The organism is Pseudoalteromonas sp. T1lg22, assembly GCF_002964645.1.
In the GTDB taxonomy this organism is placed as follows: domain Bacteria; phylum Pseudomonadota; class Gammaproteobacteria; order Enterobacterales; family Alteromonadaceae; genus Pseudoalteromonas.
On record NZ_PQBY01000010.1, the window covers coordinates 203,936 to 218,576 of the forward strand.

Consider the following 14,641-nt stretch of genomic DNA (forward strand, 5'->3'; position numbering starts at 1 on the left):
GTTACAGACTCCCGCGGGCAAATTTAAAGGTTGCCGCTTGCTGTGCCTGGCGCACCAGATAAAAGGCCTCTTTTAATTGATGCCGCTCCAGGGAAGTCAGGCCATCGGGGTTGATACAGTTGCTGGGCAGCGGCTCATTATCAAGCTGAGCGCGCAGGCGCAACTGAGTGAGGTAGCGCCAGCAATCCTTAAGATCAAAAATATCCTTTTTCGACAACCACTGGGTTTTGCTAAGCGCATCGAGGCGCTCCAAGGTACTGGCATGGCGAATATTGGCCTGCAGCGCATAGAGGCGAACAATATCATTGATGATCACTATGCCACGGCGTTTTAAATCTATGTATTTATGGCGCTCGGCATCTGCCTCGGTTTTAAGTTGATTAAACAGACCTATGGGCACCGAGTTTAGATTTAACTCACTGGCCAGGGCGCGGTAGAAGAACTGATCGGGTTTAAGCGCCGATAAGGCCTCGCTAAAGGTGGCGAACAAATCACTCGAGCCGCTGATAAAACGAATATCGAAGAAGATTTTGCAATTCAGCATGGCCTCCGGCGTCGGACTGGACAGCCAGCGGTCAAACTTATCAAGCCAGCCATCCAGACTCAGGCGGCAGGCTTCATTGCTGGCCATAATATTGCCTGGGCAACGCCTGATACCGCACACATCCAACTGCTGGCAAACAAACTCCCCCATGGCCTTAAAATACTCGCGCTGCTCTTCATCCAGACCATTGGGCAAGAGCAGGCCATTATCCTGGTCCGAGTGCAGGGTTTGCTCTTCGCGGGCCTGAGAGCCAAAGCAAATCCAGCTAAAGCGGGCCGGGGCATCGCCGTGGCGCTGTTGAAACAGCTGAATTAAACGTGTGGTCAAGGCATCGCTGATGCCACTGAGTAACTTGCCAATCAAACTGATGTCATCAATATGATAGGCAAAACCCTCAAGTAGTTCGGGGACTTCCTGAGCATAACGTTTTAAGTCGGCAACTCCGCTGGCCTTGTAGATGCGACCAATCAATTGCACCGGGTCGCTTTTTTGCTGGCGTAGCAAGTCGGTAGAGGTGACCATGCCGAGCGGTTGATGCAGCTCGTTAAGCACCGGCAAGTGGTGAATATTGTGTTTGAGCATCAAGTGCATGGCCGAAAACACCCGGTTGTTTTCAAAAATAAACTTGGGTTCCACACTCATGATTTCGGCAATGCTGCACTCTGGGTCCACGCCTTCGGCCAATACCCGCGAGCGTAAATCCCGGTCGGTAACCACACCAATTAAGCGAGCCTCCTGGCCCTCCCCCTGAGTCACCATAATGGAAGACACCCTATGCTCGCTCATGGTCTGCGCGCATTGACGAATACTGGCATCCGGGGTCAGAGTGATGGCCTGACGCGTCATCAACTGGGCAATTTTGCGCTCCGACCAACTATCACCATGGTGCTGATACTTAGACGACAAGAGTCGGTTTGAATGAGCACGCACAAAATATTGTTCAAACGCCTTATATTCGTGGCGCAGATAATCGAAGTCCGCTTGCGAGAGCATATAGACCAGGGCTTCACGCTTCACCTCAATGCGGTTTTTTATACTCTCGCCGCTAAGCAAGGAGGGATAACCAAAATAGTCGCCCCCGGTGAGGCGCGCAATAGGCTCGCCGTCGGCGGCCACCAGCTCAATAACACCGCTGCGAAGTAAAAATAACTTGGGATGGGCAGAATCCAGCCATTGATGCTGATTTTCCCGGGTGACATAAATTACTTCTAAATGATGGGTAAAATAATCGCAGGCAGAGTCTGGCAAGGCGTTAAATGGCGCCTGCTGGCTGACAAAGTCAAAAATATCCTGATGCTGGGCACTCATAGTCCACGTCCTAAACACATGTGGTAACAAGACTAAATCTAGGACCTATTCAACAACAAAAAAAGCCCGACCTTGGTCTAAGGTCGGGCTTGTTATCTGCAAGGTTAGGTTACTACACCTTAGTGCGAATGGGCCGTTGCAGAACCTTTAGGATTACGAATGCCCTCAACCATTTCTTTGATCTCATCCGGAGTTTCCGCAGTCATGCGTTGCACCACGGCAGCAACAAAGAAGTTGACCAGCATACCCACAAGGCCGATACCTTCAGGTGAGATACCAAATAGCCAATGCTCGACACTGTTTAGCTCTGGGCTAACAAACTTGAAGTAGATGATGTACGCGGCGGTGAAACCTATACCCGTAACCATACCGGCAATGGCACCTTCTTTGTTCATGCGTTTTGAGAAAATCCCCATAATAATGGCTGGGAAGAAACTCGCCGCCGCAAGACCGAAGGCAAAGGCCACCACAGAGGCTACAAAGCCAGGCGGGTTGATACCAAAGTAGGCAGAGATACCAATTGCTACCATGGCCGCCAAACGCGCCGCCAACAGCTCTTGCTTATCGTTGATATCCGGTTTCAAGGTACGTTTTAACAAATCGTGAGAAACCGAGGTAGAAATAACCAGTAACAGGCCTGCGGTTGTCGATAGCGCTGCGGCAATACCACCTGCGGCTACCAAAGCAATAACCCAGGCTGGCAGGTCGGCAATTTCAGGGTTCGCAAGTACCATGATATCGCGGTCAACCTTCACTTCATTGGCGCTGGCTGGATCATTAATGTCACCCGCCGAATAGTTCATACGACCATCTTCATTCTTGTCGTTGAAGGTGATAAGGCCGGTTCTTTCCCAGTTTTTAATCCACTGCGGTGCTTCTTCATACAAGGTACCGCTGCCGTCTTTACCATTAATGGTGTCGATCATGTTCACGCGAGCGAATGATGCAACCGCCGGAGCCGTGGTATAGACGATGGCAATAAAGACCAGGGTCCAAGCCGCCGAGATACGGGTATCACGAACGCGAGGTACAGTGAAGAAGCGTACGATTACATGAGGCAGACCTGCGGTACCCACCATTAGCGCGCCGGTAATGGCAAAGACATCAACCATACTCTTGGAGCCTTCGGTGTATTGGGCAAATCCGAGCTCGGTACTGAGACCGTCAAGCTTATCGAGCAAGTAGAGTCCGGAGCCGTCGGATAAGGTGCCGCCGAAACCGGTTTGTGGCAACAGGTGACCCGTCATCATCAAGGAAATAAAGATAGCAGGTACCAGGTAGGCAAATACCAGCACGCAGTACTGAGCAACCTGGGTGTAGGTAATGCCCTTCATGCCGCCAAGTACGGCGTAGAAGAATACAATCACCATGCCGATATTATACACCGGTTTCAATGTCTACTTCCAGGAAGCGCGAGAATACTACGCCCACACCACGCATCTGACCGGCGATGTAGGTAAAGCAGATAAAGATGGCACAGAAAATAGCGACCACACGGGCTGCCTGTGAGTAGTAACGGTCACCGATAAAATCCGGCACCGTAAACTTGCCAAATTTACGCAAATAAGGTGCTAGGCACAGCGCCAGCAGTACATAACCACCGGTCCAACCCATAAGATATACACCGCCGTCATAACCGGCAAAGGAGATGATCCCCGCCATGGAAATAAACGAGGCTGCACTCATCCAGTCTGCGGCCGTAGCCATACCATTGGCTAAGGGTGGTACGCCACCACCGGCAACATAGAATTCATTGGTTGAGCCGGCACGCGCCCAAATGGCGATACCTATATAGAGCGCAAAGCTCAGGCCAACAATTAAAAAGGTAAGTCCTTGAACATCCATCATTTTGCTCCTTATTCGTCTACGCCGTATTTCTTATCTAACGCATTCATTTTGTATGCGTAGACAAAAATAAGAGCTACAAAGGTGTAAATAGCGCCTTGTTGTGAAAACCAAAAGCCCAGTTTAAACCCAAAGAATCGTACTTCGTTGAGTACGTCGACCAACAAAATGCCAAAGCCAAAAGAAACGACAAACCACACCACTAGTAATTTAAATACCAGGCTGAGGTTTTCACTCCAATAGGCCTTCGCATGTTCTGCATCTTTAAAAGCCATTTTGTATCCCCTTTACATCACACCCAAAGGCATGAACGGTTGTTATCATCACTTTTGAATCTAGCAATGCTTGGCCAAGAGGAAATTCAGACCTTAGTCGTAACAAAAAGTTAACCTTTGATGAGAGAGAAGCATAAAATAAAAAATAACCAATAAAAACATATGGATAATGAATTTTTTGGCTATTAAGGAAATGGTTGGCACGGCATTTTTTGGCATTTATACATTAGTCTAATAACCCTTAGTCGCATGCTAGTGCGCAACAAAAGCACTGCTATTCGCCATGGGCTTTTGCTATGGTAGAGGTACTTATAAAAATAACCCTTACACCATGACCTTAGCTTTAATTCTTGTATCTCTGGCCTATATCTCCGTGTTGTTTTGGTTAGCCAACTGGGGCGACAAAACCACACCCTGGGCCAAGTACATCAGCCATCACCCCTTTGTGTATGCCTTGGCGATCGGGATCTACTGTACCTCCTGGACCTACTACGGCTCGGTGGGCACAGCCGCCAGTGATGGTTGGCACTACTTGCCAATTTTGCTCGGGCCCATTTTATTGTTTGTCTTCTTTCAGGGCTTCCTGCGCAAACTCGTCTTGGTAAGTAAAAAGCAAAATATCACCACCATTGCCGACTTTATCTCGGCGCGCTACGGCAAACGGCAACTGACGGCGATTTTAGTGACCTTTATCGCCCTGATGGCCACCATTCCCTATATCGCCCTGCAGCTTAAGGCGCTCTCCAGCAGCTTTATCTTATTATCGGGAGATTCCAAGATCTCAGGCCCTGTGCTGGCTCTGGGCGGAGCCCTGATCATGGCGGTGTTCGCCATCTTCTTCGGAACCCGCAAGGTGGATGTGACCGAGTACCGCTCAGGTTTAATGCTGGCGGTGGCCTTTGAATCCCTGGTTAAGCTGATTGCCCTGGTCTTTGTCGCCGGTCTCGCTTTATATACCTTTTACAGCCTCCCCCAGAGCGTTTCACTCGATACCGTATGGCAACACTGGCGGAACTCCCAGGTACTGAGTTTTGGCTTTATCGGCCAGACCCTGATGGCGGCGGCGGCCATCATTTGCTTGCCACGCCAGTTTCATGTCACCGTGGTTGATAACCAGGATATCCGCCATCTGCGCACGGCACGCTGGGCCTTCCCCCTGTATTTACTACTTATTGCGCTGATGATTATTCCCATCGCCAGCGCCGCCATAATGCCGGAAATTGGCCATGGCCATAGCGCCGACAGCTTTGTATTGGCACTGCCGCTGAGCAGCGGTCACAGTGTTTTGACTACCTTTGTTTTTATCGGCGGCCTGTCAGCGGCCACCGCCATGATAGTGGTAGCGACCCTGACCCTGAGCACCATGATCTCCAATGACGTGGTACTGCCGCTGTTACTTAAACGTAAGTTCCGCCGCAGCCATATCAACACCAGCTATCGCTCGCGTATCTTACTGGTGCGACGCTTTACCATAGGCGCCATATTGCTGCTGTCTTATCTCTATCAGCAGTTTTTTGGTCATGGTGAAACCCTGGCCTCCATGGGCTTGGTGGCATTTTCTTTAGTCACCCAGTTACTGCCGGCCATAGTCGGCGGCCTGTATTGGCGTAAGGGCCATGCCTATGGCGTGTATGCGGGCCTGACCGCCGGTGTAGTCTGTTGGACCCTGTTCCTGCTCATCCCTATTCTGAGCGCCACCACGGCACTCGACAGCGGTGCCCAGCAAAATCTAATTACCCAGGGCACCCTCATCGCCCTGTTTGCCAATATCTGCTGCTATATCAGCTTCTCTTTAGGGGCTCAGGAGCGCCTTATCGACCGCATTCAGGCCGCCGCCTTTGTTAATCCCATGGAGCAACTGAACTTTGCCAAGCGTCTGAATAAGAACGTTGATGCCACCGTGTATGACTTTAAAGTGCTGCTGCAAACCTTCCTCGGCGCCCAGCGTAGTACCCAGGTGCTGGCTCATTACAGCCTGAGCGAAGATATAGACGACAACAATGCCCAACCAAGCAATGAATTTATCGCCTATTGCGAGCGCGCCCTGACCGGGGTGCTTGGCGCCTCCTCGGCACAAGCCTTGATACAAACCGTGGCCAGTGGCAAACGCCTGGCCTTTGAAGAAGTGGTCAACTTTTTCGACGAAACCACGCAAGCGCTGCGTTTTAACCAGAACCTCTTGTTTACCTCGTTAGAAAATCTGAGCCAAGGTATTTCCGTCGTCGATAAGGACCTTAATCTGGTGGCCTGGAACAAGCGCTACGCGCAGATGTTTGGCTACCCAGACGGCTTCTTACAGCAAGGTCAGCCCATAGAAGAGGTGATCCGCTATAACGCCATGCGCGGTGAATGCGGCCCCGGCGAAATCGAACAGCATGTGGAAAAACGGGTGCGACACCTGCGTAACGGCACCCCCCATCACTTTATTCGTCATCGCCGCAACGCCCAGGTGTTTGAAATGATTGGTAACCCGCTGCCGGACGGCGGCTTTGTGACCAGTTTTTCCGATATTACCGCACACATGGAGACGCAAAACGCCCTGGAAGAGATCAACATGGATCTGGAAAACCGCATCGAGGCACGGACCCAGGAAGTACGCGCCATGAACCAGGATCTTAAGGCGCAAATCGCCAGCAGGGAGCAAATCGAGCAGGCATTGAAGGCGGCAAAACTAGAAGCGGAACATGCCAACGACAGTAAAACCCGCTTCCTCGCCCTGGCCAGCCACGATATTCTCCAGCCCCTCAATGCCGCGCGCCTGTATCTGGCGTCCATGGACGAGCAGGAGCTAAGCGCCCACAACGCCAATAGCCTGGCCAAGCTCGGTGATAGTCTGGACAGTACAGTGCACCTGATGTCGGCCCTGCTCGATATTGCCAAGCTCGACCAAGGCGCCATGTCGCCCACGCCACGCCACTTTCATATCGACGATATTCTTACGCCCCTGGTCAATGAATACGCCATTTTATGCGCCGACAAGGGTCTGAAACTGACCCTGCGTTCGAGCAATGAGGTGGTCCACAGCGATACCACCTATCTGCGCCGCATCATTCAGAATCTGGTTTCCAACGCGGTGAAATACACCCCAAGCGGCAAGGTGCTGGTTGCCTGTCGCCGCCGTAAACACCATCTCAGCATAGAGGTGTGGGATACGGGTCTGGGCATTTCAGATCATGAACAGAAAAAAATATTCGATGATTTCTATCGCGTTGAGTCCGGCGACAACAAGGGTGTCGGCCTTGGGCTTGGGGTGGTAAAACGCATGGCCGAGCTGCTTTCCCATCCCCTGACCATGCGCTCACAATTCGGCAAGGGCAGTTGCTTTAAGGTAGAAGTGCCCTACGGCTCGCTGGCTCGAATTCAAGGTTCAAGTCTTCCGGCAACCACAGCTGCGGCTCAATCTCATTATGATGTACTGGTGGTCGATGATGAGGCCGCCAATATAGAAGCCATGCGTCATCTACTGAACAAATGGGGCGCACGCTGTCATGGTTGCCAAGGGGCTGAGCAAGCGCTGGCTGTGGTCGAGAGCGACACCAATATCGATATTATCTTTATGGATTATCAGCTTGGTGAGGGCGATGATGGCCTGGCTCTGATAGCCAAGATCCGTGCCCTGAGAGGCAAAGAGATACCCGCTATTTTGATCACTGCGGTGCGCGACGACCAGTTAAAACTGGCGGCAAAAAATGCCGGTGTGCATTATCTTTCCAAGCCGGTTAAGCCCGCTAAACTAAAGGCCCTGCTAAATCATTCCTTATAAAAAAGCACAATTGCCATTATCGTGAAACCCTGAGCATAATGGCAATTCGTGTAACACAAACAGGAATGAGGAATGAAAAAGGTTTTACTGGCGCAGTGCCCGGACCAAGAAGGTCTAATCGCCAAGATCACCGGCCTGTGCTTTGAGCATGGTCTCAATATCACCCGCAACAATGAGTTTGTCGATAAGGCCCATGGCCGCTTTTTTATGCGTACCGAGCTTGATGGCGATTTTAGCAATATCGACCTGGAGGCTCAGCTACAAGCAATTTTACCGAGTAACTCCACACTGTCGCTCCATGGCGACGAGCCGGTTAAGGTGGTCTTGTTGGCGACCAAGGAAGCCCATTGCCTTGGCGGGATATTATTAAAGTGTTTTGAGCAGGCCTTGAATATTCAGGTGCTGGCGGTGATCGCCAATTACCCGGACTTACAACCCCTGGCACAGGGCTTTCATGTGCCCTTTCACTGCATCAGCCATGAAGGCTTAAGTCGCAGTGAGCATGACCGCCTGGTGGCAGATAAAATTGCCGAATACAATCCGGATTTGATTGGCCTGGCCAAGTATATGCGTATTTTAAGCCCGGAATTTGTTGCCCGTTTTGCCGGGCGCATTATTAATATTCACCACTCCTTCCTGCCCGCCTTTATTGGTGCCAGGCCCTATCACCAGGCCTTTGAGCGCGGTGTTAAGATCATCGGCGCGACCGCCCACTTTGTGAATAATGAGCTCGACGAAGGACCGATTATTTTGCAGCAGGTAACGAATGTCACCCATGCGGACAGCGCCGAAAGCATGGCGAAAAAAGGACGGGATGTGGAAAAGCTGGTGTTTTGTAAAGCCCTGGAGCTGGCCGCCGAGCATAAGCTCTTTGTTAATGACAACCGCACCGTGGTTTTTGACTAGAGCGGTTTTTGATTAGAGCTGCACTTGCTGGCAAGGCACTCCTAGCCTTGCCTGTTAGCCTTATTTTTCTTTATTGTTGGCTTTCCATGGCCTCAAGCTGCAACTTGGAGGCAATAAGTACCGCCTGAGTGCGGTTATACACCCCGAGTTTACGGAAGATGGCGGTAATATGCGCCTTCACCGTGGCTTCGGAAATATTCAGCTCATAGGCGATTTGCTTATTGAGCAAACCTTCGTGTAAATAACTTAAAACTCTATACTGCTGTGGCGTTAATGATGCAACCTGGGCCGCAAGCTGCTTGTCTTCACCACTGATGGCTTCCACCTTGTCTTTGATATCAGCAGGCAACCACACCTCACCTTCGAGGATTTCATTGATGGCGTCGGCGATTTCCTGAGCCGATGACGACTTGGGAATAAAGCCCATGGCGCCATAACCCATGACCTTAGACACTACCTGCAAGTCCTCACTGCCAGAGACCACGGCTATGGGTAAATCGGGATAATCTTCACGAATACGGATAAGGCCGTACAAGTCGCCATTGCCCGGCATATGCAAATCCAGCAGCAAGATATCCAGGTCGTCATGCTTATCAAGCACCGCCAAGGTGGTGTCGAAGGTATCCGACTCTAACACTTCCAAGGGCTCAAATTGCTTGGTCAGCGCGCCTTTCAGGGCTTCTCTAAATAATGGGTGATCGTCCGCTATTAAAAACTGACTCATGCTGCGCTCCTAAAAAAAATCGGCCATTACCTAAGGTAATAGCCGATAGTCTACGTTTAGAATCATTCTTTAATCAAGCTCTTAACGATTAATTAACGATTCAAGCGGTTTTCAATAAGCTCATCAACCACACTTGGATCGGCCAGAGTTGAGGTATCTCCCAGCTGCTGGTGCTCATTTGCGGCGATCTTACGTAAAATACGGCGCATAATCTTACCCGAGCGCGTTTTCGGCAGACCCGGTGACCATTGGATCATATCCGGCGAGGCAATAGGGCTAAGCTCTTTACGAACCCAATTACGCACCTCTTTGGTCAGCTCGTCGCTCACCACCACACCCTCGTTAGGGGTGATATACACATAAATACCCTGGCCTTTGATATCGTGCGGATAACCCACCACAGCCGCTTCGGCCACGGCCTCATGGGCAACCAGTGCACTTTCAATTTCCGCCGTACCTAGGCGGTGGCCAGACACGTTCAGTACATCGTCAACACGACCTGTGATCCAGTAATAACCGTCTTCATCGCGGCGACAACCGTCACCGGTAAAGTACACACCCGGATAAGTAGAGAAATAAGTTTGCTCAAAGCGCTCATGGTCGCCATATACGGTACGTGCCTGCGACGGCCAGCTATCAAGAATAACCAGGTTGCCATCCACGGCTCCCTCAAGGGTATTGCCTTCGGCGTCAAATAGCGCCGGGGCGATACCAAAGAAAGGTCTGGTTGCCGAGCCCGGCTTCATATCGGTAGCGCCCGGCAATGGCGTGATCATGATGCCGCCGGTTTCCGTTTGCCACCAGGTATCGACGATAGGACACCGGTTGTTACCAATACGCTCATAATACCAGGCCCAGGCTTCGGGGTTGATTGGCTCACCCACAGAGCCCAATACACGCAAACTGGTACGCGTTGAGCTGGCGGTAGGCTCGTCGCCCTTAGCCATAAGCGCACGAATGGCAGTCGGGGCGGTATATAAAATAGTAACCTGATGTTTATCGACGATTTCACCCATGCGGCCAGCACTTGGGTAAGTAGGCACGCCTTCAAAAATAACCTGAGTACAACCATTCACCATAGGGCCGTAGGCAATATAGCTGTGACCTGTGATCCAACCCACATCGGCGCTGCACCAGTAGATATCGTCCTCATGCAGGTCGAACACATATTCGTGCGTCATGGAGCTGTAAACCAGGTAACCACCTGTGCTGTGTACAACACCTTTAGGTTGACCCGTCGAGCCCGAGGTATAAAGGATAAAGAGCGGGTCTTCGGCATTCATCACTTCCGGCTCGCATGTGCTTGGTAAGTCTGCAACCAGGTCATGCCACCAGATATCAACATCATTCCACTGCACCTCACCACCGGTCAGCTGATGCACAATCACATGCTCTACCGTAGTGACGCCGGCTTGGCTCACTGCTTCATCAACATTGGCTTTAAGCGGAACACAATTGCCGCCGCGGCGACCTTCGTCGGAAGTGATCACTACCTTGGCGCCACTGTCTTTAATACGATCGGCAATGGCCGAAGGTGAGAAGCCACCAAACACCACGGAATGCACCGCACCAATGCGGGCACAGGCCTGCATGGCGTAGACTGCTTGTGGTGTCATCGGCATATAGATGGCAACGCGGTCGCCCTTTTGTACGCCGAGCTTGCGCAGGCCATTAGCCAGTTTACACACCTCGTCATGAACTTGTTGATAGCTGATGTGCTCGCTTTGGCTAGGGTCATCCCCTTCCCAAATCAGCGCGGTTTTATCGGCTTTATCTTTTAGATGGCGGTCAATACAGTTGTAAGAAGCGTTTAGTTGCCCGTCTTCAAACCATTTGATGCTGATATGGCCTTTATCGAAAGAGGTATTTTTAACTTTTGAGTAAGGGGTGATCCAATCTAGACGCTGGCCGTGCTCGGCCCAAAATGCTTCTGGGTCGTCGATGGATTGCTGATACATAGCTTGGTATTTTTCGTTATCGACTAATGCGTTGTTTTTGATGTTTTCAAAAACCGGATAAATGCTCTGTGACATAACCGTCTCCATATTTTTTGTTGCCTTTAGGCCTGCCCACAGCATTACCCAGGGCCACGTCTTGCAGTATTAGACCTTAGTATAAAATCTTTATAAACAGCACTTTTTTCGCCAAAACGCCTGCTAAAAATGGCGCGAAATACTTAGCCAAATTAGCCCGCAGAGGCGTTCTTAGTCTCCGCTTCTCTTAGGAAAAACTTCACCTTTTTCGCTCGCTATACCTTAGTCGTACGACCAATAGATAATTGCCTAAAAAGCCATCAAGGACCATTTTTTCTGAGCTAGCTTGCAACAGGATAAGATGATGACAACACAAAAATTAATGATGAAAACACTGACTGCACTTGCGGTATGTACGGCAATTGGCAGTGCCCAGGCTGCCACCATAGGCAATACAGAAGTCAGCTACGGCGGCTATATTAAGCTTGATGCCATGTGGAGCGACTACTCGGCTGGAACCATTTCCGGCGACAGCATTGGCCGCGACTTTTATGTGCCCAGCACCACGCCGGTTGGCGATGATGATGGCAGCGATGCGGTATTTGATATGCATGCGCGCCAATCCCGATTTAACTTTGGTACCAGCACCAAACTAGACAACGGCAAGAACATAGATACCAAAATAGAGCTGGATTTTATTGCCTCTATTGGCGGTAACGAACGCGTTACCAACTCTTACTCTCCGCGTATCCGCCAGGCCTATATCACTTATGATGGCTGGCTCTTTGGTCAGGCTTGGTCAAACTTCCAAAACGTTTCTGCCCTACCGGAAACCCTGGATTTTGTTGGCCCGGCTGAAGGTACCGTGTTCGTACGTCAGGCGCAGGCACGCTACAGTATCGGTAACTGGGCCTTCTCCGTTGAAAACCCGGAAAGCACCATTACGGTTAACGGCGCCCGTGTCGAAACTGACGATGCCAGCCTACCGGATTTCACCGCCCGTTATAACCATAACGCCGATTGGGGCCAAATCGTTGTTACCGGCTTGGCTCGCCAGCTCACTTACAAGCAAGGCGGCGCCGACGAAGATGAAACCTCTTATGGTGTCAGTGTTTCCGGGCGCTATAACCTGGGTCAAGACAGCATTAAATTTATGCTGACCCATGGTAAGGGTCTGGGTCGCTATATTGGCTTAAACGTGGCCCATGGCGCCGTTTACGATGGTGATGGCTTGGATGCCATAGACTCTACCTCAGGCTTTATCGGCTATCAGCACCACTGGAACGAGCAACTGCGCTCTACCTTCCTGTATTCTTTCTTTAGTGCCGATAACAATACCCACCTACTCGCGTATAGCGGCGACCCCACCGAAAGCAGCGTAAGCTACAGTGCTAACCTGCTGTACTCACCGGTGAAAAAACTCACCTTCGGGGTCGAGTTTAAGCATGCCGAGCGCGAAACCGAAAGTGGTGCAGATGGCGACTTAGACCGTCTGCAGTTCTCCGCCAAGTACGCATTTTAACTGCGTTCAGCATAGAGAAGCCGCCATTCCTTTATAAGGGAGGCGGCTTTTTTATTTTGTAACGTCATAGAACAGGCATAAAAAAACCAGCCCTGGGGCTGGTTTTACTTACTCTTATTCTTTATGCCTTACTCGGCATCCACCTCTTCGGCAAGCGAGTTTACTTCACCCTCTTCCGGCTTAATGGTGGCCTTTAGCAACAGCATTTCACGTAGCTTGCCTTCGATCTCATTGGCAATCTCGACATTCTCTTTTAAGAACTTAATCGAGTTCGACTTACCCTGGCCTACTTTCGAGCCATTGTAGCTATACCAGGCACCTGATTTTTCAATCAACTTGTGCTTCACGCCTAGGTCGATAAGCTCACCTTCTTTAGAGATACCCTCACCATACATGATGATAAATTCGGCTTGCTTAAACGGCGGTGCTACCTTGTTCTTCACTACCTTAACGCGGGTTTCGTTACCTACTACTTCGTCACCGTCTTTTACCGAGCCGATGCGACGAATATCAAGGCGAACCGATGAATAAAACTTCAGCGCGTTACCACCTGTGGTGGTTTCCGGGTTGCCGAACATCACACCTATCTTCATACGGATTTGGTTGATGAAGATACACAAGGTGTTTGAACGCTTAATATTACCGGTGAGCTTACGCAATGCCTGTGACATCAAACGGGCCTGCAAACCAACGTGACTGTCACCCATTTCACCTTCAATTTCTGCTTTTGGTGTTAGTGCGGCTACCGAGTCGACGATCACTACATCAACGGCGCCCGAACGTACCAGCATGTCACAAATTTCCAGCGCCTGCTCACCCGTGTCCGGCTGAGAAACAAGTAGCTCATCAACATTTACGCCTAGCTTCTCGGCATAAACCGGGTCAAGGGCGTGCTCGGCGTCAACGAAGGCACAAGTTTTACCCTGGCGCTGGGCTTGAGCAACAACCTGCAAGGTCAATGTGGTTTTACCCGATGATTCCGGACCATAAATTTCCACTACACGGCCGGTAGGCAGGCCGCCAATACCCAAGGCAATATCAATACCCAGTGAACCGGTAGAAATGGCTTCAACGTCCAAAGCCTGGCTGTCGCCTAGCTTCATGATTGAGCCTTTACCAAATTGGCGCTCAATTTGTGAAAGCGCAGCGCTTAAGGCTTTTTGCTTGTTATCGTTCATTATTTTCTCCAAAATCATTGACCGCCAAGCTCATAATGCTTGGTATTAACGCTTGACTTAATGAACCTTAGTATACTGTATGAAATTACAGTATCAAGCAGATTCTAAAATTTTTACCACCATGCTCAGGGCATGACTGATAGCCTGCTCGCGTACATAGGCGCGATCCCCCATAAAATAGCGCTCTTCGGTATAGACCTGCTGATCAAAGTACACGGCAAACCATACTAACCCCACCGGCTTATCATCGCTGCCGCCATCCGGACCAGCGATGCCCGAGGTGACCACGGCCACATCCGCTTGCGCCGCATGGGCTGCGCCGCGGGCCATTTCGATTACCGTTTGCTCGCTTACGGCACCGAATTGGGTTAGGGTTTGCGCTGATACACCGAGACGCTCCTGCTTGGCTTCATTGCTATAGGTCACCGCGGCTTCAGCAAAATAGCGTGAGCTCCCCGGAGTATCTGTAATGGCATAGGCAATGCCACCGCCGGTGCAAGACTCAGCGGTAGTGATCATCATCTGCTTATCCGTTAAAATAACGCCCAGTTGCGCGGCAAGGGTTTGTGTATTGGCAGTAAACCTTTGTTGTAAGTTCATAAC

The 14,641-nt window shown here is 50.7% G+C and carries 9 protein-coding genes and 1 pseudogene; 3 read left to right on the plus strand and 7 right to left on the minus strand.

The window, feature by feature from the left end; genetic code table 11:
- Nucleotide 1: 1 nt before the first annotated feature.
- The 3 genes and pseudogenes from C2M24_RS06795 to C2M24_RS06805 form a co-directional block, all read right to left on the minus strand.
- Entirely contained in the window at nt 2-1,852 is a 1,851-nt protein-coding gene (locus C2M24_RS06795) for a DUF294 nucleotidyltransferase-like domain-containing protein (protein ID WP_105213733.1), read from the minus strand.
- 119 nt (nt 1,853-1,971) lie between these two features.
- Nucleotides 1,972-3,697 (minus strand): annotated as a pseudogene (locus C2M24_RS06800) (sodium:solute symporter family protein).
- Between the two features lie 11 nt (nt 3,698-3,708).
- The gene (locus C2M24_RS06805; RefSeq protein ID WP_105190622.1) at nt 3,709-3,972 is read right to left on the minus strand and encodes a DUF4212 domain-containing protein; all 264 of its coding nucleotides are present in this window, start codon (nt 3,970-3,972) and stop codon (nt 3,709-3,711) included.
- Nucleotides 3,973-4,303: 331 nt separating this feature from the next.
- Between C2M24_RS06805 and C2M24_RS06810 the strand changes: the two genes are divergently transcribed.
- Both C2M24_RS06810 and purU read left to right on the plus strand, forming a co-directional pair.
- Complete coding sequence (locus tag C2M24_RS06810) at nt 4,304-7,735, plus strand: PAS domain-containing hybrid sensor histidine kinase/response regulator (RefSeq protein WP_105213773.1); 3,432 nt, start codon at nt 4,304-4,306, stop codon at nt 7,733-7,735.
- Nucleotides 7,736-7,807: 72 nt separating this feature from the next.
- The gene (gene purU, locus C2M24_RS06815; RefSeq protein ID WP_105213734.1) at nt 7,808-8,641 is read left to right on the plus strand and encodes a formyltetrahydrofolate deformylase; all 834 of its coding nucleotides are present in this window, start codon (nt 7,808-7,810) and stop codon (nt 8,639-8,641) included.
- 70 nt (nt 8,642-8,711) lie between these two features.
- Here purU and C2M24_RS06820 read toward each other — a convergent pair whose 3' ends face one another.
- Entirely contained in the window at nt 8,712-9,365 is a 654-nt protein-coding gene (locus tag C2M24_RS06820) for a response regulator transcription factor (RefSeq protein ID WP_105200794.1), read from the minus strand.
- A gap of 92 nt (nt 9,366-9,457) precedes the next feature.
- Nucleotides 9,458-11,398, minus strand: a complete 1,941-nt coding sequence (gene acs / locus C2M24_RS06825) for an acetate--CoA ligase (protein WP_105213735.1) — start codon at nt 11,396-11,398, stop codon at nt 9,458-9,460.
- Nucleotides 11,399-11,702: 304 nt separating this feature from the next.
- On the opposite strand from acs, the gene C2M24_RS06830 reads away from it, so the two are divergent.
- Nucleotides 11,703-12,860 (plus strand): DcaP family trimeric outer membrane transporter, encoded by a 1,158-nt coding sequence (locus C2M24_RS06830; protein ID WP_105213736.1) that lies wholly within the window; start codon nt 11,703-11,705, stop codon nt 12,858-12,860.
- A 128-nt stretch (nt 12,861-12,988) separates the two neighbouring features.
- Here C2M24_RS06830 and recA read toward each other — a convergent pair whose 3' ends face one another.
- Both recA and C2M24_RS06840 read right to left on the minus strand, forming a co-directional pair.
- Nucleotides 12,989-14,038, minus strand: coding sequence for a recombinase RecA (gene recA / locus C2M24_RS06835; RefSeq protein WP_105190628.1), 1,050 nt, complete (start codon nt 14,036-14,038; stop codon nt 12,989-12,991).
- A gap of 93 nt (nt 14,039-14,131) precedes the next feature.
- Nucleotides 14,132-14,638, minus strand: a complete 507-nt coding sequence (locus tag C2M24_RS06840; protein WP_105213737.1) for a CinA family protein — start codon at nt 14,636-14,638, stop codon at nt 14,132-14,134.
- Nucleotides 14,639-14,641: the final 3 nt, after the last annotated feature.